Annotated in this window: 21 protein-coding genes and 2 pseudogenes; 18 read left to right on the plus strand and 5 right to left on the minus strand. The window is 44.0% G+C overall.

All coding sequences use genetic code 11. The features are described from left to right. Nucleotides 1-168: 168 nt before the first annotated feature. The 3 genes from AB6E51_RS14610 to AB6E51_RS14620 form a co-directional block, all read right to left on the minus strand. The gene (locus AB6E51_RS14610; protein WP_372058542.1) at nucleotides 169-444 is read right to left on the minus strand and encodes a hypothetical protein; all 276 of its coding nucleotides are present in this window, start codon (nucleotides 442-444) and stop codon (nucleotides 169-171) included. Between the two features lie 100 nt (nucleotides 445-544). Then, entirely contained in the window at nucleotides 545-1,864 is a 1,320-nt protein-coding gene (locus AB6E51_RS14615; protein ID WP_102333556.1) for a cell wall metabolism sensor histidine kinase WalK, read from the minus strand. Between the two features lie 36 nt (nucleotides 1,865-1,900). Next, nucleotides 1,901-2,605 (minus strand): response regulator, encoded by a 705-nt coding sequence (locus tag AB6E51_RS14620; protein WP_372058543.1) that lies wholly within the window; start codon nucleotides 2,603-2,605, stop codon nucleotides 1,901-1,903. Nucleotides 2,606-2,893: 288 nt separating this feature from the next. On the opposite strand from AB6E51_RS14620, the gene AB6E51_RS14625 reads away from it, so the two are divergent. From AB6E51_RS14625 to AB6E51_RS14685, 13 genes and pseudogenes are all read left to right on the plus strand, one after another. Next, entirely contained in the window at nucleotides 2,894-3,991 is a 1,098-nt protein-coding gene (locus tag AB6E51_RS14625) for an alpha/beta hydrolase (protein WP_102393797.1), read from the plus strand. A gap of 430 nt (nucleotides 3,992-4,421) precedes the next feature. Further along, complete coding sequence (gene betI, locus AB6E51_RS14630; RefSeq protein ID WP_372058545.1) at nucleotides 4,422-5,024, plus strand: transcriptional regulator BetI; 603 nt, start codon at nucleotides 4,422-4,424, stop codon at nucleotides 5,022-5,024. A gap of 131 nt (nucleotides 5,025-5,155) precedes the next feature. Continuing rightward, nucleotides 5,156-6,616 (plus strand): betaine-aldehyde dehydrogenase, encoded by a 1,461-nt coding sequence (gene betB, locus AB6E51_RS14635; protein WP_372058546.1) that lies wholly within the window; start codon nucleotides 5,156-5,158, stop codon nucleotides 6,614-6,616. A 72-nt stretch (nucleotides 6,617-6,688) separates the two neighbouring features. Continuing rightward, the gene (gene betA / locus AB6E51_RS14640; protein WP_371725499.1) at nucleotides 6,689-8,401 is read left to right on the plus strand and encodes a choline dehydrogenase; all 1,713 of its coding nucleotides are present in this window, start codon (nucleotides 6,689-6,691) and stop codon (nucleotides 8,399-8,401) included. A gap of 119 nt (nucleotides 8,402-8,520) precedes the next feature. Continuing rightward, entirely contained in the window at nucleotides 8,521-9,492 is a 972-nt protein-coding gene (locus tag AB6E51_RS14645) for a choline ABC transporter substrate-binding protein (RefSeq protein ID WP_137001587.1), read from the plus strand. Between the two features lie 95 nt (nucleotides 9,493-9,587). Then, nucleotides 9,588-10,430: a choline ABC transporter permease subunit gene (choW, locus tag AB6E51_RS14650; protein WP_009845976.1), complete on the plus strand. Its 843-nt coding sequence runs from the start codon at nucleotides 9,588-9,590 to the stop codon at nucleotides 10,428-10,430. Between the two features lie 2 nt (nucleotides 10,431-10,432). Further along, a complete protein-coding gene (gene choV, locus AB6E51_RS14655) occupies nucleotides 10,433-11,647 on the plus strand; it encodes a choline ABC transporter ATP-binding protein (protein WP_017078464.1) in 1,215 nt (404 codons plus the stop codon). 362 nt (nucleotides 11,648-12,009) lie between these two features. Next, complete coding sequence (locus AB6E51_RS14660; RefSeq protein ID WP_017061075.1) at nucleotides 12,010-12,492, plus strand: MarR family winged helix-turn-helix transcriptional regulator; 483 nt, start codon at nucleotides 12,010-12,012, stop codon at nucleotides 12,490-12,492. Nucleotides 12,493-12,768: 276 nt separating this feature from the next. After that, nucleotides 12,769-14,184 carry a coniferyl aldehyde dehydrogenase gene (locus tag AB6E51_RS14665; RefSeq protein ID WP_372058548.1) on the plus strand — a complete coding sequence of 472 codons (1,416 nt, stop codon included), beginning with the start codon at nucleotides 12,769-12,771 and terminating at the stop codon, nucleotides 14,182-14,184. A gap of 72 nt (nucleotides 14,185-14,256) precedes the next feature. Beyond that, nucleotides 14,257-14,598, plus strand: a pseudogene (locus AB6E51_RS14670) (hypothetical protein); the annotation flags it as partial. Beyond that, a pseudogene (locus AB6E51_RS14675) lies at nucleotides 14,588-14,656 on the plus strand (sel1 repeat family protein); the annotation flags it as partial. The pseudogenes AB6E51_RS14670 and AB6E51_RS14675, both read left to right, overlap by 11 nt. A gap of 76 nt (nucleotides 14,657-14,732) precedes the next feature. Next, on the plus strand, nucleotides 14,733-16,478 hold the full coding sequence (locus AB6E51_RS14680) for an arylsulfatase (RefSeq protein WP_372058550.1): 1,746 nt from the start codon (nucleotides 14,733-14,735) through the stop codon (nucleotides 16,476-16,478). Between the two features lie 117 nt (nucleotides 16,479-16,595). Next, nucleotides 16,596-17,843 carry an anaerobic sulfatase maturase gene (locus AB6E51_RS14685; RefSeq protein ID WP_372058552.1) on the plus strand — a complete coding sequence of 416 codons (1,248 nt, stop codon included), beginning with the start codon at nucleotides 16,596-16,598 and terminating at the stop codon, nucleotides 17,841-17,843. A 98-nt stretch (nucleotides 17,844-17,941) separates the two neighbouring features. On the opposite strand, the gene AB6E51_RS14690 is transcribed toward AB6E51_RS14685, so the two are convergent. Then, nucleotides 17,942-18,532 (minus strand): TetR/AcrR family transcriptional regulator, encoded by a 591-nt coding sequence (locus AB6E51_RS14690; RefSeq protein WP_108150535.1) that lies wholly within the window; start codon nucleotides 18,530-18,532, stop codon nucleotides 17,942-17,944. A 320-nt stretch (nucleotides 18,533-18,852) separates the two neighbouring features. Here AB6E51_RS14690 and AB6E51_RS14695 point away from each other — a divergent pair, with 320 nt between their 5' ends. Further along, a complete protein-coding gene (locus AB6E51_RS14695; RefSeq protein WP_102333545.1) occupies nucleotides 18,853-19,509 on the plus strand; it encodes a Qnr family pentapeptide repeat protein in 657 nt (218 codons plus the stop codon). A 162-nt stretch (nucleotides 19,510-19,671) separates the two neighbouring features. Here AB6E51_RS14695 and AB6E51_RS14700 read toward each other — a convergent pair whose 3' ends face one another. Next, nucleotides 19,672-19,887 carry a hypothetical protein gene (locus AB6E51_RS14700; RefSeq protein WP_029235681.1) on the minus strand — a complete coding sequence of 72 codons (216 nt, stop codon included), beginning with the start codon at nucleotides 19,885-19,887 and terminating at the stop codon, nucleotides 19,672-19,674. Nucleotides 19,888-20,335: 448 nt separating this feature from the next. Here AB6E51_RS14700 and AB6E51_RS14705 point away from each other — a divergent pair, with 448 nt between their 5' ends. The 4 genes from AB6E51_RS14705 (at nucleotide 20,336) to AB6E51_RS14720 (ending at nucleotide 23,298) form a co-directional block, all read left to right on the plus strand. After that, nucleotides 20,336-20,596 carry a DUF5062 family protein gene (locus AB6E51_RS14705; protein ID WP_102333544.1) on the plus strand — a complete coding sequence of 87 codons (261 nt, stop codon included), beginning with the start codon at nucleotides 20,336-20,338 and terminating at the stop codon, nucleotides 20,594-20,596. 467 nt (nucleotides 20,597-21,063) lie between these two features. Continuing rightward, nucleotides 21,064-21,597 carry a diaminobutyrate acetyltransferase gene (gene ectA, locus AB6E51_RS14710; protein ID WP_010431975.1) on the plus strand — a complete coding sequence of 178 codons (534 nt, stop codon included), beginning with the start codon at nucleotides 21,064-21,066 and terminating at the stop codon, nucleotides 21,595-21,597. A 35-nt stretch (nucleotides 21,598-21,632) separates the two neighbouring features. Beyond that, the gene (gene ectB, locus AB6E51_RS14715) at nucleotides 21,633-22,898 is read left to right on the plus strand and encodes a diaminobutyrate--2-oxoglutarate transaminase (RefSeq protein ID WP_010431972.1); all 1,266 of its coding nucleotides are present in this window, start codon (nucleotides 21,633-21,635) and stop codon (nucleotides 22,896-22,898) included. A 13-nt stretch (nucleotides 22,899-22,911) separates the two neighbouring features. Beyond that, a complete protein-coding gene (locus AB6E51_RS14720) occupies nucleotides 22,912-23,298 on the plus strand; it encodes an ectoine synthase (protein ID WP_010431969.1) in 387 nt (128 codons plus the stop codon). The last annotated feature ends 21 nt before the right edge of the window (nucleotides 23,299-23,319 follow it).

Raw genomic sequence — 23,319 nt, forward strand, 5'->3', positions numbered from 1 at the left:
GGGAAGGGGAATCGGGCACTTGTTTGGCACAGAGCACAAAATCTGCTGGATGAAAAAAGCCAGCGACGGGTCACTGGCTTAGATTAACTTAGTTTGTGCAGGCTACTGAATATAGGTAGGCAACTGCGACACTTAATTATGGTACGTGGCTAACGTCACTATAGCGAATTACTGCTTTTTACCGCCAACTTGTACGTAGTCGATACCGATAATACGGTTGATAATACCCAGAACAGAGCTCGTATCAGAGTTTGTTGAGCGAATCGTATCAACGGTTGCACCTTCAGGTACTAATTCCATTGCGCGGTCTTGAGTATTACCTGGAACTTGGAAACCGACAATGTTGAAGCTTTCAGCGTGCGCTGTGTAAACTTCTTCGTTGTGGCTAATACCAGAACAACCCGCTAGAGAAACAATGCCTAAAGCAACTAATAACTTTTTCATACAAACACCTTAAGAAAGATTGGAATTTAGATTCAATAAGTTCATTGGGAGACAGCATCTCCCGACCGATGTTGAACATTATTCCAGAGGTGTTTTGTAGTTACTGTATGGGTTTGTCAGCGGAATCATTACATAGCTGAATGGTAATGGTGAATACCGCACCCTTTAAGGCTTGGCTCTGACCTACCTCCACGGTAGCGCCGTGTTGAGCACAGATCTTCTCGACGATAGACAGCCCTAAACCATGGCCGCTCTTGGCTTTGTTACGCGCTTTGTCGCCAACGTAAAAGGGTTCGAACAGGCGAGCTTGATGTTCTTGAGCCACACCATCACCGTCATCGTGTACCGCAATCTGTAGCTGATCTTGATGCACGGTCGCTGCAATCGACACTTGTGAGCGTGCGAATTTCATTGCGTTACGCACTAGGTTATCTAGTGCTCGGTTAAATAGCGTTTCATCCGCCATTATTGAGCTAGGTTGCTCTGGTAGCGATAGGTCGATGTTGAGCTGAGTGTCTTTGTTCCAACGCGCCATTGCGTGGTCGAGAAAGTCTCGAATCTCTAATGGCTTTTTTAAGTTTTCTAGGTCAGTGCTATCGAGTTTGGCGTAATACAATAGTTCATCGACCATCTTTTCCATCTCTTCCGTGTCTTCGACAATACTCTCAATCGTGCTTTCTTGCTCTGCGTTTAGCTGGGTGTCTTTCAACATTTCAGCTTGCCACTGAATACGGAATATTGGCGTGCGCAGTTCATGAGCGACAGCATTAGTGAGTGAGCGATTACTTTCTACCAAGCGATGAATTCTGTCGGCCATTAGGTTGAAGGATTTGTTCAGTGAACCAATCGCAATACCACTTGAAGTCTCGGCTCGTGTCGAGAGATCGCCCTCCGCAAAACGCAGAGTGGCAGCCTCAAGCTTTTTAACTCGGCGGAAGATAATAAATAGATGACATAACCCATATAAGATAAAGCTCGCTAAAAAGAACAACCAAATGAGGTCATCCTCCAACTCTATTTTTTGCCTAACGAACGCTTCACTGTTGGGGAGGTAGTGATAGGTATTGTCACTGCTTGCTAAGCGAAACCATAGGTCCCGTTCATCATCGTGAAAAACAAAGGTATTCGGATTCGTGCTGAAGAACTCTGAAACGGGGCTGGGTATTTCATCGTCTGGGCTGAATGTAACCAATTTATTTCGTGTGGTTTCTACAAACTGGTTTATCGCTTGATGAGCCGCTTCAAGGCCTTGATTTTTAGCGATGTTCTCGATCAATTGCTGGTGGGCAGCCGCTTCGTAATCTTCCAGTACGTATTCGTAGTCGGTATTGAGCTGATAGACGCTAATCTCGTAGGCGACAAGGCCGGCCATAAAGCAAACTAACAGCCCTATTAAGGACTCCAAAAAGATACGTCGCATAATCGCTCTCTTTTATTACGCTCGTATTGAGCGAGGTTAACGCCAGGCGGTCGAAACAAATAAGTAACCCTTCCCGCGAATGGTCTGAATTTTCTCTGCTGGTGTGTGGTCGTCGCCCAAAATCTTTCTTAGACGTACAACCTTGTTGTCAATCGTCCGGTCTATTCCGTCGTACTCAATCCCGCGCAATGTTTGCGTCAAGTAGTCACGAGATAACGGCGTGTCTGGGTTGTTTGCCAATAACCAAAGTAGGTCAAACTCGCTGTCAGTGAGTGATAAAACCGCACCTGAAAGTTCACACTTCTTATAAGTGTTTTTCAGAACGAGTTGATCGAACTGAAGGGTGTCTGAGTCATCGATTGAAGCGGTATTGGTGTCTTGGCGGCGTAATAGCGAACGAACTCTGGCCAGCAGAACTCTTGGTTTGATTGGCTTGGTGACATAGTCATCAGCCCCTGTCTCTAAACCAGCGACGTGGTCAAAGTCGTCATCGCTAGCAGTGAGCATCAAGATTTTACCTTTATAGTGCGTACGCGTCTGTCGGCAGATTGTAAGTCCATCAGTTACAGGAAGCATCAAATCCAGCAGTACGATGTCAGGTTGCTCCGTGAGGATGGTGTATGCGGCATCACTGCCATCGTCCAACACCGTGACATCAAAATCTTGCGCGACGAAGTAGTCCTGCAACATTTTCTGAAGTTTCAAATCGTCTTCCACGATGATCATTTTAGGTTTTGTCATTCCATTATCAGCCTTGTCGTGCGTTTCACTTATTGAGATTAGGTGAGCGAGTCTTCGTCGTGATGAACCATTACGATTATACGCTATTGCATATAAGTTCAGATGCTTCGCCAAATACCTAAAGCGAATGATTAAACACTTTATAAGTTAGTTCAATGATGAATTGGCATTTATAGGAAAATAAAAAACATCGTTCAAATAGGCTCGACATTCTCATACATTTCCACGACAGATAAATTCAGCGCTAAACAATAGAATTTTCTCATCAAACATTTTGGGAATAACGGTATGAACGACTATAGAAATGCATTACTGGCGTTACCTTTGATTCTGTTAGCGGGCTGTAATTCAAGCTCTAACTCAGGTAAAGCTGCCACCAAAGTGCAAGCAAAACCTCAAGCGGATTACGTATTTTCATCAGCGAAACTGGGTGAGTTGTATAAAGAGCGACAAGAGGTCCAAGAATCCATAAAACTTGATTACAACGGTGTGCAGTATGAAATCGTTCTGTTTGCGGAAGATATTAGTGATAAGCAAAAAGTGGTTAGGCTTGCGGATAGTTTAGGTCAAAGTGTGGATCTGTACCTCCCTGATGCAGGATTTGATAGCTGCGGTATCTACACAGAGAGCAAGGGTTTGGACGTGTTTGATTGTGGTGCGGCTCAACGCTCAATCGGCAATGACACCACGTTAATTAACACGACGACGAATACTCATAAGCCCGTCGAGCTTGAGTATCACAATGAACTGGTTCAATACGTGACTAGCCTTGGGTCTACCATTCTGAGTAACACTAAAAGTGGGAACAAGGTAACGATAACCACCTCGTTTGCTTTCAACGCTTTTTACCGTGATGTGCTCAACGAGACTGGCGCTGTTGATCGCATTACTTCCACTCTAGGCGCATCAACCTATTCTCAGCTTTTTGATATCGTGAAATTGTATCAAGGCAGTGAGATGACGTTGAAGTTTACCAACCATATTGGTGGAAGTGCCGACGATGATATCAATATGTACACCGGTCGCATGATCCACAGTAACAACATGACGACGATCGTAACGCCTACGGGGTCGGTGTTCTCTGGCGGCACGGATCTTTTCGCTGCGGGTAACCCACGAGTTTTGCAACGAGCAGATACCACTAAAGCCATTGAGCTTAATAAGCAGGTTGGTGTGCACAGTTGGGCTGAGGATGATAAAACAGCCAAAGACTTCCCATACACGAACGAAAGCCATCGCAAGCAAGCGACCTACTTTAAAAAGGTAATGGGAGACAAAGGAATCGACTTCTATATCTTCACGTTGGATTCTGCTCCGGCTTCTGGCGAACACTGGGTGACAAAGGCTGAGTCAGATAAATACGGTTTCATTACACGCATTGAGTAGCTTAGGCTTGCAATAACATTAGAAACGACTGAGAAGGTTGGTGATGACGCTGTTGTCGCCAACCTTTTTTGTTCATTTTTTGATTCGTTACCTGTGTTGATTGTGGATTTCCTTGTCTTAAATTTCAGTATGAAAATTCCTTGATACTTCCTTTCCACTCCCTCCCCAAAAAGTTTCTACAAGGACTCTCACTGATTGATTCTTGAACTTTCTAAGTAAAAACATTTGACCAATAACTATCACACCTCAAATCTTTAATTGTTTTCGTTAGTGCTCTAGATGATATTTAAGCTGTTGTTCCATAATGATTTTTGTTGTTTTGAATGCTGTATTGTTACGAGTTTGTTTTAAATAATCATTTGAACCCTAACTAAATTTCTGTCATTTTATATTTAACTGAACGTTCAATATAAAATAAAAGGACTGAGAAATGCCGAAGATTGGGATGCCTGATATACGTAAACCACAGCTTGTTCAAGCCACCATGACGGTGATTGATCGAGTGGGTTTGCATGCCGCGAGTATTGCGTTGATCAGCAAAGAAGCGGGAGTCTCCACTGGCATTATTAATCACTATTTTGGCGGGAAGCATGGGCTGCTCGAAGAGACCATGCGTGAAATCCTTCGCCAACTTTCTAATACCATCACCACGTCACTAAAAGCACTTCCTGTTGATGCTCACCAACAGAGAATCAACGCGATCATCGATGGTAACTTCGAAGGTTACCAAGCAGAAAATAAGGTCGCGAAGGCGTGGTTGGCATTTTGGTCATATTCAATGCATGACGAGCAGCTGAAAAGACTGCAGCGTGTGAATGAAAAACGTTTGATTTCACACTTACGTCTTGAGTTGAAAGGTATTTTGAATCATGAACAAGCGGATCTCGTTGCTCACGGGATTGCGTCTCTGATTGATGGTTTATGGCTGAGAGGCACACTAAACCCAGATGGTATCGATGCTCAAAAGGCGCGTGCCATTATCAATGATTATCTAGATAAACAACTTACGTTCTACTCGTGTCACAGCAAATAGATCGCAGTGGTAGCGTTAGACCTTGAGCTAGACCTTGAGCTAGACCTAGAGCAAGAGCGACCACTATTCGCACCCAATACTCACATATAGACCAGTAGAGTCTAATAACAATAATTAAGTCAGAATCTCAAATGGAAATGAACTCGTTATACATCGATGGCGCAGCGGTTAAAGCAACCTCTGGTGAAACCTTTGATAGCATTAACCCTGCCAACGGTGAACCTATCGCGACGCTAGGCCAAGCATCTTCAGCGGATGTCGACAGTGCTATTGAATCTGCGAAACGCGGATTTGCGGTATGGTCTGCAATGACCGCTGTGGAACGCAGCCGCATTCTGTTGAAGGCAGTGGAAATACTTAGAGCTCGAAATAATGACCTTGCAAACCTTGAGGTTGTTGATACGGGCAAGCCGCTGCAAGAAGCAATTGAAGTGGATGTGGCGTCTGGTGCTGATGTTATTGAATACTTTGCTGGCTTGGCTCCAACGCTACAAGGCGACCAACAGCCGCTGAGTGAATCTCAATTTTTCTACACACGCCGCGAACCGCTAGGTATCTGTGCGGGCATCGGCGCGTGGAACTACCCTATCCAAATTGCGATGTGGAAATCGGCTCCAGCACTCGCTGCGGGTAATGCGATGATTTTCAAGCCTTCAGAAGAGACGCCGCTCACAGCTCTAAAGCTTGCAGAGATCTTTACCGAAGCTGGTCTTCCTGATGGAGTGTTTAATGTAGTTCAGGGCGATTACCGTGTTGGTCAGATGCTAACGGCGCACCCAGATATCGCGAAAGTGTCGTTCACAGGTGAAACCGGTACCGGTAAAGCGGTAATGTCGGATAGCGCTAAGACACTGAAATCAGTCACCATGGAACTTGGCGGCAAGTCACCAATGATCGTGTTTGATGATGCGAAATTGGATGATGCAGTTTCGGCTTCGATGGTCGCAAACTTCTACACTCAAGGCGAAGTGTGTACTAACGGTACCCGTGTTTATGTACACAAAAATATCTACAACGCATTCATCGATCAACTTAAAACACGCACTGAGAAGCTGATCATTGGTAACCCAATGGACATGGAGACTCAGATCGGCGCGTTGATTTCTAAAGAACACCTTTCAAAAGTCCTTGAAGCAATTGAGCTAGCAAAACAGTCGGGTGCAACCCTGCTGACGGGCGGCTATCAAGTGACAGATAACGGCCTCGAAAACGGCAACTTTGTTATCCCAACCGTGTTTGTGGATTGCGAAGACAACATGCCTCACGTTCAGCAAGAGATCTTCGGCCCTGTGATGTCAGTGTTGAAGTTTTCGGACGAAGACGATGTGATTCGCCGTGCAAACGACACCAAATACGGCCTTGCGGCTGGTGTGTTCACGCAAAACCTTTCTCGTGCGCACCGTGTTATTCACCAAATGCAGGCGGGTATTTGTTGGGTTAATACGTGGGGTGACTCACCAGCAGAAATGCCAGTTGGGGGTTACAAGCTTTCGGGTATTGGCCGTGAAAATGGACCAGAAACTCTACTTCACTATACGCAGACTAAGAGCATTCTTATTGAACTTGGCGACTACGCCAGCCCTTATGCCTAACGCGTAACACTCAATTTTATGGGTTAGCTTAACAGAGCTAGCCCTACTGACTCATCTCAGGGAAATCAAAACATGGAACAACGCTACGATTATATTATCGTCGGCGCGGGTTCGGCCGGCTGTGTGTTAGCGGATAGGCTAACGGAAAGCGGTGAACATAGCGTTTTATTACTGGAAGCTGGTGGCACGGATAAGAGTATTTTTATCCAAATGCCAACCGCGCTTTCTTACCCAATGAATACTGAAAAGTACGCTTGGCAATTTGAAACAGAGAAAGAACCGGGCCTTGATGGACGTGAACTGCACTGCCCACGTGGCAAAGTGTTAGGCGGTAGCTCATCGATCAACGGCATGGTTTATGTTCGTGGCCACGCGTGTGATTTTGACCAATGGGAAGAAGAGGGTGCAGCGGGTTGGAACTATCAAGCATGCTTGCCTTACTTCCGCCGTGCTGAATCATGGAACAAAGGCGGTGATGAATACCGTGGTGACAATGGCCCTGTCGGCACTTGTAATGGTAACGATATGGAGCTTAACCCGCTTTACCAAGCATTCATCGATGCAGGTAAAGACGCTGGTTACCCAGAAACCAACGATTACAACGGCTACCAGCAAGAAGGCTTCGGCACTATGCATATGACGGTAGACAAGGGTGTTAGAGCCTCAACCTCTAACGCTTATTTACGTCGAGCATTGAAGCGTTCAAACCTGACCTTGAAGAAAGGTATCGTGGCGCGTCGTTTCTTACTTGAAGCACAAGACTTAGAAGGTCAATCAGGCTTGAAAGCGGTTGGTGTCGAGTTTGAAAAGTCAGGCAATACCCAGGTGGCTGTGGCGAACAAAGAAGTGATCTCTTCTGCGGGTTCTATTGGCTCGGTTCAACTGCTGCAGCTTTCTGGTATCGGCCCGAAAGCCGTGCTTGAAAAGGCCGGCGTTGAAGTTAAACACGAACTAAGCGGTGTCGGTGAAAACCTTCAAGATCACCTAGAAGTGTACTTCCAATATCACTGCAACGAACCCATCACGCTCAACAGCAAGCTTGGTTTAGTCAGCAAAGGCATGATTGGTGCAGAATGGATTTTGACTCGTAAAGGCCTTGGTGCCACTAACCACTTTGAATCGTGCGCGTTTATTCGTTCTCGCAAAGGATTGAAGTGGCCAAACATTCAATATCACTTCCTACCAGCAGCGATGCGTTACGACGGACAAGCGGCCTTTGATGGTCACGGTTTCCAAGTACACGTTGGGCCTAACAAGCCAGAGAGTCGCGGTACGGTTGCGATCACTTCTGCTGATCCGCATGCCAAGCCAGAGATCATTTTCAACTACATCTCGACTGAACAAGATCGCCAAGATTGGCGCGATTGTATTCGTCTAACGCGTGAGATTTTGTCTCAACCAGCAATGGATGCTTACCGAGGTGAAGAGATTCAGCCGGGTCTAAGTGTGACTTCCGATGAAGCAATCGACGAATGGGTTAAACAGAACGTGGAAAGTGCGTACCACCCTTCATGTGGCTGCAAAATGGGCGCTGATGATGATCCAATGGCAGTGCTTGATGAAGAGTGTCGCGTTCGCGGCATTGATAATCTGCGCGTTGTTGACTCATCTGTTTTCCCTGTTATTCCGAACGGAAACTTGAACGCCCCGACCATTATGGTGGCTGAGCGTGCTTCCGATTTGATTTTGGGTAAGCCAATGCTCAAAGAGCAGGACGTTCCAGTGTGGATTGCACCTGAATGGCAAGAGAAGCAAAGAATCAATAAACCAGTAAGAGAAGCGTAAGCCTCTGTTATTGATATAAAAATAATAAAAAGTAACAACCAAAATTAGTCAAAAGTCAGCAAAACTGCCCTGATTAGTATGAGTTAGGGCAGAAAAAGGAAAGATAAAAAGGAATCATTATGACGACTCAACATAAACAAACCGCTACAAAAAAGGTATTAGCAACATTAGCCATCAGTTCATTTGCATTTGGTGCTAACGCTTCTATTGAACCACAGCAATGTGAAAACGTCCGCTTCGCTGATGTAGGCTGGACTGACATTACCGCAACAACCGCCGTTACTTCTGAACTATTAAAAGGCCTTGGTTACAAAACCAAAACCGACCTACTTTCAGTACCGGTGACATACTCTTCAATGGCGAACGGCGATATTGATGTATTCCTAGGTAACTGGATGCCAACCATGGAAGGCGATATTGCTAAGTACCGTGAAGCGGGCACGGTTGAGACCGTGCGTGCCAACCTTGAAGGCGCAAAATACACGCTAGCTGTGCCAAAATACGTGTATGACTCTGGCGTAAAAAGCTTCGCAGACCTAGCAAAACATGCCGACAAATTTAAAGACCGCATCTACGGCATCGAACCGGGTAACGACGGTAACCGACTAATCCAATCAATGATTGATTCAGACGCGTTTGGCTTGAAAGATTTCAGCCTAGTGGAATCAAGTGAAGCGGGCATGGTGTCTCAAGTGTCACGCGCAGCACGTCGTAGCCAATGGATTGTTTACCTTGGTTGGGCTCCGCACCCGATGAACAGCAATGTTGAAATGGAATACCTTTCTGGCGGTGACGACTTCTTCGGCCCTAACTACGGTGGCGCGAATGTTTACACCAACGTTCGTTCAAACTACCTGTCTGAGTGCGCAAACGTCGGTCAACTTCTACAAAACCTAGAATTCACTCTAGAGATGGAAAACCAGTTGATGGAAGAGATTCTTAACCAAAAAGTGAAGCCAGAAAAAGCGGCTCAACAATGGTTGAACAAGAACCCTCAACAAGTTGAAGCTTGGTTAGACAACGTAAAAACGCATAAAGGTGAATCAGCGACTCAAGCCGTTACTGAATACCTAAAGCAAGTTAAAGCTTAGTTCTACCTATCTCAACAGCTACATAAATAATAAAGGTGGGCTTGCCAATTTATCGATTGGTTTGAAGTAGCCCACCCATAATAAAAGGCAATATTGTGAATTTTATTACGGAAAACAAAATCCCTGTCGGACAATGGATGGAAGCGGGTGTTGATTGGCTAACAATCAATGCAGCAGGATTCTTTGACGCTATTTCGATTTTTCTAGAAACCGTCATTATGTTTTTAGTCGATGTATTTAAGTGGATGCCGCCTGCACTGCCAATCGTGATGACTGCTGCGATTGCATGGTACTTACACCGTAAACCTTCGCTAGTGATCTTTGTGGTCGCAGCGCTGCTGACTATTCTTAACCTCGGCTATTGGCAAGAAATGCTGGAAACCTTTGTTCTCGTCTTTGCGGCGACAACGATTTCCGTATTAATTGGCGTACCGGTTGGCATCATGGCTGCTCACCGTCCTTGGCTCTATACAGTTTTGCGTCCAATCCTTGATTTGATGCAGACAGTCCCAACTTTCGTTTATCTGATTCCAACTCTGGTTCTATTCGGCTTGGGTATTGTTCCTGGCTTAATCTCTACCATTATTTTCGCGATAGCTGCACCGATTCGTTTAACCTACTTAGGCGTCACTAAAGTGCCTGAAGAGTTGATTGAAGCGGGTAAAGCGTTTGGTGCAAGCCGCATGAAATTGCTGATGAAGGTCGAATTACCGGCGGCTCTACCAAGCATCATGGCGGGTGTAACCCAATGTATTATGTTGTCGCTTTCGATGGTGGTTATCGCCGCTCTTGTCGGTGCTGACGGACTTGGTAAACCTGTTGTTCGTGCATTGAACACAGTGAACATCTCACAAGGTTTTGAAGCTGGATTAGCGATTGTATTAGTCGCAATCATCCTTGACCGCTTGTGCAAAACACCAAACCAGAAGGAAGCTTAATCATGTCTAACTCTCAGGAAAAAAAGACAATGGACGCGATTACCATTAAGAATCTCGATGTTGTGTTTGGTAATAAATCGAAACAAGCGCTTGAGCTACTCGACCAAGGTAAAACTCGCCAAGAGATCATTGATGAGACTGGCCAAGTGGTTGGCGTAGATAATGTGTCGCTGACCGTTGAAGAAGGCGAGATTTGTGTGCTGATGGGGTTGTCTGGTTCTGGTAAATCATCTTTGCTTCGCGCAGTTAACGGCCTGAATGAGATCAGCCGTGGCTCATTGGCGATCAAAGATGGAGACAAGCAGGTTGATTTAGGTGAACAGTGCGACGAAGCGACCTTGCGTCATCTTCGTACTCACCGTGTATCCATGGTTTTCCAAAAGTTTGCTTTGATGCCATGGCTTAATGTATTAGACAACGTAGCGTTTGGTCTAGAAATGCAAGGCGTAGCCAAAGATGTTCGTCGTGCTAAAGCGCGTGAACAACTTGAAATGGTGGGTTTGGCAGAGTGGGAAACCAAGTATCCGCATGAGCTTTCTGGCGGTATGCAGCAACGTGTTGGTCTAGCGCGTGCCTTTGCGATGGATACCGACATTCTTCTTATGGATGAACCGTTTTCAGCGCTTGATCCGCTGATTCGTGCGCAGTTGCAAGATGAGCTAATTTTATTGCAAAACAAGCTTAACAAAACGATTTTGTTCGTGAGTCATGATTTAGACGAAGCGCTGAAGATTGGTAATAACATTGCGATCATGGAGTCAGGCAAACTGATTCAACACGGTAAGCCTGAAGAGATCGTACTGACGCCAAAAACCGAATACGTAAAAGACTTCGTTGCTCACACCAATCCATTGAATGTGCTTAAAGGTCGCTCTTTAATGCAGCCTCTTGATTCACTGACGCAAGAGAATGAAAGCTGGAAGATCTGCGATTCTAAAGATCTCTGGATTGAACAGAATGAAGGGGCTTTATCGGTGAAAGGTGAATCTACCTTGGCGCTTGTTGAGTGGAGCGAGTCTGACGACCTAACCGCGATTAACGCGTCTAGTGTGGTAGTGACAAGCCCGGAGATTGGTATGCGTGATGCGATTAAGCTTAAGCAGATCAGTAATCACCCAATCCTGTTGGTTGAAAATAATCAATTGGTAGGGATTTTGGATAACAGCGAGTTTTACAACGCGCTAACGGGTAACTTTCAGATGAATACCGCTGCGTAAAATTTCGTTTTTCAGCTTAGCTAGTGAGGCTGGTTTTTTATTGGGTGGAGAGGATTAAATCTCTCTACCTCTATGATTATTAAAATATATTATTCTTTGAGTTTGTATTCTCTGGTTCATTATTTTTGTCTTCATTGAAGCTTTCATTCCCCCTTCATTAAGCAAAAGTGCCGTACCACGCAAGTTTAGTGGTATAGAAAAGATTGAGAATAGTATGAACATCAGTACAATGCGGAAAAATCAATGAAGTAATTTATCAATTTACAGTGTAATTCGAGCGCGCGTGACGTAATCACTCGAGACATTTCATCGCTTCGACGCTGTAAAACCATTCACAGTATATTAGTACAAAGGTCTGCATCTTGGACAAACATGACGAAATCCTGGTCGCTATTCGCCAAATTATTCGCGCTATCGATTTACACTCGAAGAAGCTGAGTAAAGAGTATGGTTTGACTGGCCCTCAATTAATCTTAATGAGAGCAATCCAAGAAATGGGTAATGTGACGATCAAAGAATTGTCTAATCACACCAATGTAAGCCAAGCCACCACAACCACGATCATCGATCGCTTGGAACTGAATGGCTATGTACAACGTGTTCGCAGCTCGTCAGATCGCCGCAAAGTACACGCAAACCTGACTGAAAAAGGTCAAGAGTTGCTAAACAATGCGCCACCACCGCTGCAAGATAACTTCGTTAAAAAATTCCAAAACCTAGAGCCGTGGGAGCAAAGCTTACTGCTTTCTTCAATGCAGCGAGTATCATCAATGATGAACGCAGAAGACATCGACGCCGCTCCAGTACTTCAACTTGAAGGCATTGCAAACGTAGCCAAGAGCTAACCTTATTTATAAATTGTTTATTTAGAACAACAACTTAAATAATTGTCAAATGGTCGCACTAAGCGGCCATTTTTGATCCTGCCATTTAAAATTCTCTATTTGCCTTGCGTGTTAGCTACGCCTTCTTATTTTAAATTCCCCTGACTTTTTGCCCCGTTTGTAGCCGCCTCATTGGATTGTAATCAAAACTCCATTGACGATTCTTTGACAATAAAATGCTAGACCGACCGGTCTGTTGTATATTATTGTGTGTTCATCTTAACCACGAGGTGATGTATGAAACACGAATTGACGCCAACACAAATGACCATGACGTTGAACAGCATGCAGCGAGCTTTTGCACAGAAACCGATGCCAGCGATATCGGAGAGAATTGAGCAGCTGCTCGCACTTAAATCTGCGCTAATCGATTACACAGATCGTTTGTGTGTAGCCGTGAGTGAGGACTATGGTCACCGCAGCCGACAAGACACTTTGATGGCTGACATATTACCTTGTATCGGAAATATTGATCACAGCATTGAGTGTTTACCTCATTGGTCGACTTCTTCGATTCGTCATTCCGGCCCTTTGCTTTCAACCTCTCGTGTTGAAGTGGTTTATCAACCCAAAGGTGTTGTCGGGATTATTGCTCCGTGGAACTTCCCGATCATGTTATCCGTCGGCCCGCTTATTTCGGCGTTGGCAGCGGGCAATCGCGCCATGATCAAGATGAGTGAATTTACCCCAGCGACGAACCAAGTATTAAGAGCGCTATTGGCGGAAGTCTTCCAATCCGATGAGGTGTGCTTGGTTGAAGGTGAGGTAGAGATCGCAGCCGCATTTTCGGCGTTGCCGTTTGATCATCTTCTGTTTACGGGGTCAACCCAAGTGGGTCGCCAAGTGATGAGGTCAGCGGCTGACACGCTAACTCCAGTCACGCTAGAGCTAGGCGGTAAGTCACCGGTTATCGTTGCAGAAGACATGCCAATTGATATCGCGGTTGAGCGAATCATTTATGGTAAGAGCCTCAATAACGGGCAGGTGTGTGTGGCTCCTGACTATGTATTGCTACCTGAAGGGAAAGTTGAATCTTTCATTCAAGAGTATAAAAAACAGTACCAATTGCTGTTCGATGAAGGGGTGTATTCCGAGAGTTTGACGTCCCTAATCAATCCTCGTCAATGCGACCGCATAGTTGGTTTGTTGAATGAAGAACGACAAGCTGGAACGCGAACAGTGGCCTGCCATGACGAAGCGATGGACTTAGATTGCCAACGACTGGTGACACATCTGATTGTTGAACCAAGCCTGTCATCCAAGGTGATGAACGAAGAGATTTTCGGCCCACTATTACCCTTGATTACGTATCGCAATATCGAAGAGGCGTTCCAAGTCATCAATAGCAAACCAAGGCCGTTAGCGCTTTATCTAATGAGCTTTGATTTGAGCTTACAAGCTCAGGTTAAACACCAAGTTCATTCCGGTGGAATGTGTATTAATGACTGTGTTTTCCATTTAGCGGTTGATGACGCGCCGTTTGGTGGCATTGGCGAATCAGGCCAGGGCAATTATCACGGTAAAGAAGGGTTTATCACTTTCTCTCACGCTAAAACTGTGTTGGAAACAGGTTTAGATCACCGCGTTAAGCATCTGTTTTCAAAAGAAGACAACGAATTAAAAACCGCAGTGATGGGCATGCTTGGCCAGTAAATCACTGTTGGTATGACACTGTTTATTTTTCAAAAAGTTATTTTCACGAAATTATTTTAAGAGGTTACTTTTATGTTGGAACGTTTTTTTGAACGTACGATCAAATCGTATTTGATGATTACAGGTTTCTTAACAGCGACGGCATTTTCCACTTTCCTAGCGCCAGATTGGAGTATGCAAACGCTGTTCTCGTACAACGATACGATGATGGTGAACAAAGAGTATCTTATGGGTACCTATCAACACTGGGGAGTCATGGTTGGCTGTATTGGTGTGTTGTTGATGTTCTCGGCGAAGTACAAATCGCTGCGTACTTCGACCATGATCTACAGTGCATTTGAGAAGTCGATGTTTGTGGGCATATTCTTATACAACGTGTGTATCAACGATTATGAGTGGTTCTATGGCAGCAGCTCAAGAGTATGACCCCGCGCTCGACTTATTACATTGGATGTCGCAAGCCGCGCATTAATTCAAATCTTAACTCAGGTTACTCACAGAAAGGTTAGCCTCAGAAAAAGTTATTCGCAGAAATTGGAGAACGTCTTATGCAGACATTCAAGAAATCGTTAGTCTTCACTGCAATGGCCGCGGTAAGCAGTGCTGCTCTGGCCGCAGAATCAGAAAAACCGAATATTGTTGTCATTGTTGGCGATGATGTGGGCTTTGCCGATACTCAGCCTTATGGCTCAGAAGCCAATACACCAAACCTAATGGCGCTGGCTGAAGAGGGGGTTAAGTTTACTAACTTTCACGCGTCACCAACCTCATCGGTAACGCGCTCTATGATGTTAACCGGAGCAAATAGCCACGAGGTTGGGCTAGGCACCTTCGACTATGCTGTCTATCCGGGTGCGATTGGCAAGCCGGGTTATGAAGGTTACCTCACCAAGAAAGGGGTTACGGTCGCAACGCTGCTTAAAGAGAGTGGTTATAACACTTACCTCTCTGGGAAATGGCACTTGGGGCACGACGATGGTTTCTTACCTGACGATCGAGGTTTTGAAGAGAGTTACGGTATTTTAGCGGGCGGCTCGAATCACTTTAATCGAGATATGATGTTCCCGGCCAAAAATGCCGCGACAGCGGATGCGCTGCAAAAAGGGGATATTCCCGGCGTCGAAGTTGAGCCAACTTACCGTAACGGTGAAGTGGTTGAGGACAAGTACAAAGGCGAGTACTCAGACCAAGTTTACACCAACGAGATCATCAAGATGATCGACAGCAAAAAAGACGACGGTAAGCCTTTCTTCGCTTACGTCCCATTCACCGGTATTCACCTGCCACTGCAAGCGCCTGAGTCTGCCTATCAAGATAAAGTCGATTACTACGTTGAACATGGTTGGGACTCGGTTCGAGAAGATCGTTTCCAACGCATGAAAGAGATGGGCGTGATTCCTAAAGAGGCTGATATCTCAGGACGTAATTCATTAAGCCGCCCTTGGGACTCGCTTTCTGAGAAAGAACAAAAGTGGTACGGCAAGAAAATGGCTGTCGCAATGGGCATGATGGAGATGCAGGACCAACAAGTCGGTCAGATAGTCGATTATCTGAAAGAAATCGGGGAATACGATAATACCTACATCATGTATCTAGCGGATAACGGCCCAGAAGCGGCGGATATTACCGGTGAAAACATCAGTGACCTGATCCGAACGTGGACCGCTCATCATTTCGATAATTCGACTGAAAACTTGGGTAAGGCGAACTCCAGTGTGTCACTTGGTCCTGAGTGGGCAAGCGCTTCAACCGGTGGCCTACCTTGGTACAAAGCTTACACAGCAGAGGGCGGTATCCGTGTGCCGTTTATCGTTAAGCCAGCCAAAGCGCTTTTAGAAGGTGAAGATGCGTTACAGCCGGGAACTCAAACAGATGACTTATCACAAGTGAAAGACATTGCAGCCACGATTCTTGAAATTGCAGAGGTAGAGCATCCAGGAACGGAATGTCAAGGTCGAGAAGTCGCGCCGATGAGTGGTGTGAGCTTGTTGCCTTACTTCAAAGGGGAAACGGCAGAGGTGCACAGTGCCGATAATGCGATTCCATTTGAATTGTTTGGTAGCGGGATTTTGCTAAAAGGTGATTACAAGATCATTCGAATCTCTACCGGTATGGGCGGTGACAGTGAATGGCACTTATACAACACCAAGAAAGATCCTGCAGAGCAACATGACTTGATAAATGAAATGCCAGATCTGTTCCTTGAAATGGTCGCTGAATATCAAGAATACGAAAAAGCGCAAAATATCGTCCCAGTTGACGAAACGTGGAACCCGTTTGAAAACGTGAAATAGAGGAAAAAACCACTCGGCCAACCTAATGCCATTAAGCTTGGTTGGCCGATGAACACCGTGTAAAGGAATTACGAATTGTTTTGGCTAATACAATAACTTTACATCGAGGCACTTTTCATGACGACATTATCGCTATCAAATTTGAGTTCAGTTCCGCAGTTCAATGGCAAAGCACACAGCAAGCTTCAAGCGCTAGCAAAACCGATTGGGGCGGTGTGTAATATCAGTTGCACCTACTGTTATTACTTAGAAAAACAGCAGCTGCTTGAATACCCAAAAGGCTCTCAATATACGATGGATGAAGTTCTGTTAGATCGTTATATCAAGCAGTACATAGAAGGGCAGAATACGCCTGAAATTATCTTTTCTTGGCACGGTGGAGAGCCTACCTTGTTGGGGATTGAGTACTTTCAAAAAGTCGTCGAGCTGCAGAAAAAATATTGTCCTAGCTACAGCAAGATTAGCAATGACCTTCAAACCAACGGCACGTTACTGAATGATACGTGGTGTGAGTTCTTCAAAAAGAATGACTTTATCATTGGTGTGAGCATTGACGGCCCAGAGCACTTACACAATCACTACCGGACCAACCGTGCAGGCAAAGGCACTTTTTCTCAAACAATGCGTGGCATTCGCTACTTGAAACAACATAACGTCGAGTTCGCGACTCTAAGCTGCGTGAATGATGTGACAGGTAAGTATCCATTAGAGGTCTATCGCTTTCTACGCGATGAAGTGGGTTCGAAGCAATTGCAGTTTATTCCTGTCGTCGATAAGCGCGAAGCTCACACCAACAATAAATGGTTGAGCAACCAACAAGCGATCATTCCCGTATCAGGCGAGGTTGAACCGTGGAGTGTCGGCTCTGCGCAATGGGGACAATTCCTCACTACCGTTTTTGATGAGTGGTTTGAACACGATTTTGGTCGAGTGTTAGTGCCGTACTTTGAAAATTTTGTCGGTGTATGGATGGGCAGAGAAAGCACCATGTGTACCTTGAGTGAGATCTGCGGCAAAGGGTTAGCGGTTGAGCCCAATGGCGATGTGTACTCATGTGATCATTATGTCTTTCCTGAATTTCAGTTAGGTAATATTCAGGAACAAGCACTTTCAACTTTAGCCTTTTCGCCAAAGCAGCAGAGTTTTGGGTTCGCCAAACAGAAGTCTCTGCCGAAACAATGCCAAGCCTGTGAGTTTAAATTCGCATGCCATGGCGAATGCCCTAAGAACCGAATCATTACCAGTCGTGACGGCGAAGCAGGGCTAAATTACTTGTGTGAAGGTTGGCTGAGCTTCTTCAAGCATATCGACCCTGTTATTAAGGACTTATTCAAAGCCAATAATATTGCGTCTCGTCTGGGGTAATGGAGTAGGCGTGAATGGATTCAATCAAGATTTAAGTTAGATAGAAGGCTCGCTAAATTGTGCGAGCCTCTTGGTATTTGGTATTTGGTAACGGGTATCTAGTCAGCCGATTCTTGGGCTGGGCTCATGGCGAGAAGAGTCTCTTCCATGGCATTGTTTAGAATCGAACGGTTACGCTGCATGGCGGCCATGAGCGTTGAGCCAAGCCATAAACCATAAAGCGTTCGAGATAGCGATTCTGGCTCTGCGATAGTGAAATCACCATCGGCATTACCTTCTTCAAACAGCTTTGCCATACGCAGGATGATCTTTTCTGCACCTTCTGCCATGGTCGATTGCAACGGGTTAGCAGACCCAGATACTTCTCCCGCCAGTTTTACGACAAGACATTGGATATTGAAGTCTTCAGTCAGTTTCGATGCACACCAAAACTCGAAATAGGCTTTAACGCGATCACGGCGAGAAAGCGACTCATCACTTAAAAAGTCGTCCAGCTTAGCGAGATGCTCATCAAAGTAGTTAGTAAGCAGGATCTCACCAAAGTGTTCTTTGGATTTAAAGTAGTGGTAAAAAGAACCCTTCGTGCCTTCCGCTTGGTTGATGATTTTCATCAGGCCAACACCAGCAAACCCGTGTTCATTAATAAGGCTAAACCCTGCATCGAGCATAGCTTGTCGCATGTCTTTCATTGTTCTTACTCTTTATGCTGAGAATGAGGAATAGTGTAACGAGCAACATACCAACCGTCCAGTCTAGCGCGTTAGGACGCGGTCAATAATTGACTCGTTTCGTCAAAGTAACTCTTTCTCTTATTGGTACTTCTAAGCGACAAAACTTTTTTCAAGATAAGCACATCCTATAAATCGAAAATAACAACCTTAAAGGGCTTATTTGGTGCCTTAAAATGGCTAAATTGGGGTGTTTTAAGTTGCTGTTTTTATTGGTTTTTAATTTAGTGTTTTCTTGAGATCGCAATGGTAGTCTTAGCTTAATTTCTTTAGGGGGCTAAATGGACACCAATAACAGCACTTATCATCACCACAGTTTTGCTCAGCAAGACTTATCAGAGCTTACATTTACAGCCTGCACGTTTATCCGTTGTGATTTCAGACGTTCGAACTTACGTGATGCAACGTTTATTAACTGTAAGTTTATCGAACAAGGCGATATTGAGGGATGCCACTTTGATATTGCCGACTTACGAGACGCAAGCTTCCAGAATTGCCAGTTGGCGATGGCGAATTTTAGTAACGCGAATTGCTATGGTATTGAGCTACGTGAATGCGACTTGAAAGGGGCGAACTTTACTCGTGCGAACTTTGCCAATCAGGTGAGCAATCGCATGTATTTTTGCTCGGCATACATCACGGGTTGCAACCTGTCTTACGCTAATTTTGAACAAGCTTGTTTAGAGAAGTGTGAGTTATTTGAAAACCGCTGGATAGGTACTTACCTTGGCGGAGCGTCACTAAAAGAGTCTGATCTTAGCCGAGGCGTGTTCTCGGAAGATGTATGGGGGCAATTCAGTATGCAAGGTGCTAATTTATGCCATGCTGAATTAGAAGGGTTGGACCCTCGTAAAGTAGATACAACAGGAATCAAAATTGTCGCGTGGCAGCAAGAGCAACTGCTTGAAAGCATGGGTATTGTGGTGATGCCTGATTGATAGCTGTAATTTCTAACTACAGGCTATTTGGAATATGTAAGAATTCGCTATAGAAGAAAAGCCCAAAGCTAATAACTTTGGGCTTTTCCGTATTTGGTAACCAGCATTTTATAATGAATTTTTAAAAAGAGAATGCTTGGTGATAGAGAACTGATTGGTTGATTAATGCATGCCTGAGCGCATTTTGTCGGCGAGCGCAAAGAAGACAAAAACGACGAAACAGACTAGAGCAGCACACAGTGAAGTTAAGATGGTTGTGGCGTCTTTTGAAATCAATGGAATGGTGATAGAAGCTAGCGCTATCAACATAACAAGGATATGAACAATTCGACCCGGAATTGGATTTTTATGACAGAATGAAGCCCAGAGGTAACGCATTTTCAACACCAGTATAAAATTAGTGGTTTTATTCTATTTTCTTAGTGAGTATTTTGTAAATAACAATTGGTTACAATTGGTTGTAAATATGATCTAAGTCGAATTAGTATTAAACCAGTTAAATAACAGCAGTTTATTGATCTTTTATTGAATTTTAACTTTAAAAATGAACATCATAATATTCCGTATTCTTTGGAATGCTAAGTCAAATATTATTCGAATTTTTGTTTTTTGACTTAAGATCTCATTTATTGAGTGTTCTGTTAAGAGACCGTTTGCGTACAGGTATTGGTGGCGTAACTATCAAGCGAATTAGAGTCATCCTAGAGCCTGTTATTCGTTTTATGTTATTTATCAAAGTGACTCCTCAAATTGAGAGCGAAGTAATCTTGTGAATTTTTCGGTTTGATATACTCAATATTCATTCGATAAAGATGATGGAGATGATATGTCGAAAACCGCGAAGATCATTAATGAAGATAAGCTGGTAAAAAAAGCAGTTGAAGTCGGTTTTAAGATGGCTAAGCTACAAGGTTTTGATTTGCCAAATTCATCCCAACCGATAAAGGTTAAAGCGGTGTACTTGTTCCTTGTTGAAGTCAATCAGATCACACCGTTACCAGAAAGTAAGCTTGATGGGGCAAACATTAAAAAGCGTCTGGCGCTATGGATACATAAAGCATTGCCTGACAATGATCCCTTGAAGTAAACCTTTTCCAAGCTGATATTTCTGGACTCGTTTCCTCTGAGTTCATTATTCATCGATATGTTAGATAAGAAACCTAGCGAGCTCTCGCTAGGTTTTTTTGTTTTTGAGGCCGATATTTTAATAGTGGATAGCGAGTCACTGCCATTCGAAGCGTTGTTATCTACTCGATAGAATGTTCAACACTGAGAGTGTTGGTGATTTATGCCGCTTGATTGGCAATCTGAGCACATAATTTACTAATGACTCTAACCTTCTTTTGACGCTTATTCGGTTAAAGACATTTTCTTAAGATCTCTACCGATCAAATACATTAGAACTCAAAGTATTATTTAATTCATGCTGACCGCTATTAAATGTGACGCAGATCACTAATTTTTGTTTTTTAAGGTTAAGATGTTGATCTTAGTAGGGAGTAAATGCTCATAATAAAAAGGAATTTAATTAGAGTTCAAAGGGAATTTATCGGTATGATTACATCAGCGCCTTGGGTGTTGTGTCCAGAAGTGATAGAAAAAACGAGTGAAGAATGGAGTTTTCGCGAGCCCAAAGCTTCAGATGGCAACGACATTTATCGACTGATTTCAGAATGTCCGCCACTAGACACCAACTCGTCATATTGCAATTTTTTGCAATCCACTCACTTTAGTAAAACTTGTATTTTGGTTGAGAACAAAGGTGAGCTTGCGGGCTTTATCTCGAGTTATCAAAAACCGAGTGAGCCTAATGTTCTCTTTATTTGGCAAGTTGCAGTTGCCCCTCGATTTAGAGGTCACTCTTTAGCTTACAAGATGTTGAACAGCTTACTTCGTCGAGAGTGGCTGAAGAGTATAGAAGCTATTGAAACAACCATTACTAAGTCAAATCAAGCGTCTTGGGCACTCTTTAAAAAGCTAGACGCAAAAAATAGTAGCACTGGAAAAGTGACCACTTTCTTAGATGAAAATGTTCATTTTAAAGGGCTGCACGATACTGAGTATTTGTATCGAATACCCCTTAAATAATCATTAACTTATAGGAATCAAATAACGGCCTTATCATGGATATTTTTAAAAAGCAGGAATCTAACGTACGTTCATACTCGAATAGTTTTCCAGTCACTTTTGCTAAATCAAAAGGCTGCTGGCTTGAAACAAAACAAGGTGATCGTTACCTCGATTTTCTTGCTGGAGCAGGATCTCTCAATTACGGTCATAACAATCCAATACTTAAGCAAGCTTTACTTGAGTATATTGAAATGGATGGAATTACACATGGCTTGGATATGCATTCAGAAGCCAAAGCTGAATTCCTAGAAGCTCTTAGTCGCTTTATTTTGGAACCTCGAGCATTAGATTACAAAGTTCAATTTACCGGCCCGACAGGAACAAATGCGGTTGAGGCAGCGATTAAGTTGGCGAAAAAAGTAAAAAGTCGAAGCAGTATTGTTGCATTTACCAATGGTTTTCATGGTTGTACGGCGGGTGCATTGGCTGCTACAGGCAACCAACACCACAGGCAAGGTGCGGGCTCAAATCTCAACAACGTTACGCGTTTGCCATTTGAAGGTTACGCTGGAATCGATGGTTTAAAATTATTTGAAACGATGTTAACCGATAATTCCGCTGGTATGGATAAGCCTGCTGCCGTTTTATTGGAAACGGTTCAGGGTGAAGGTGGGTTAAATGTCGCTTCAAATGAGTGGCTACAGAAGTTAAGCAAAATCTGTAAAGCCCACGATATCCTACTTATTGTGGATGATATTCAAGCCGGTTGTGGTCGAACAGGAACGTTTTTTAGCTTTGAACCTTCAGGTATAAAACCAGATATCGTTACGCTATCTAAGTCGATAAGTGGTTATGGCTTACCGATGGCTGTGGTTTTATTAAAGCCTGAACTAGACAAGTGGGAGCCGGGAGAACACAACGGCACCTTCCGTGGTAACAACCATGCGTTCATTACTGCTGCTAAAGCGTTAGAAATGTATTGGTCAAATGATGATTTTGAAAATCATATTCAACGTAGCTCAAGCATGGTCGATGATGTCATTCAACGCAATCTCAAGCGTTTCCCTGAGCTATTTGTTCAACGCAAGGGACGCGGAATGATGATTGGCATTGAATGTAAAGATGGGAACACAGCTGATGAGATTGCAAAAGTGTGTTTTGACAAGGGCATGGTAATTGAGACCGCAGGTCCAAACGATGAAATCTTGAAGTTCTTTTGTCCATTAACCATTTCAGAATCGGAATTGATGCAAGGTTTAACTATTTTCGAAGACTCAGTTGAAGTGGTAGCAACCAAGCATTTCAAGAAAGCATCGTAATAGGGAGAGTAAAATGATTGTTAGAACACTTGATGAATGTCGTAATAGTGAAAGACGTATTGTATCGGATAACTGGGAAAGCACTCGCATGTTATTGAAAGATGACAATATGGGATTTTCTTTTCATATCACAACAATTTACGAAGCGACAGAAACACATATCCATTACCAAAACCACTTGGAGTCTGTGTTTTGTATGAGTGGTGAAGGGGAGATTGAAGTCGTTGGTGGTAAAACTTACCCAATCAAACCCGGTACGTTGTACATCCTAGATAAGAATGATGAGCATTATTTACGCGCATATAAAAACAAAGAAATGACAATGGCTTGTGTGTTTAACCCACCAATTACTGGCGCTGAAGTACACGATGAAAACGGCGTTTATCCACTCGTTGATTAACCCATATCTTCAGGGGTGATA

Origin of the sequence: Vibrio sp. 10N.247.311.47, assembly GCF_041467535.1 — a bacterium.
Classification (GTDB): domain Bacteria; phylum Pseudomonadota; class Gammaproteobacteria; order Enterobacterales; family Vibrionaceae; genus Vibrio; species Vibrio crassostreae_C.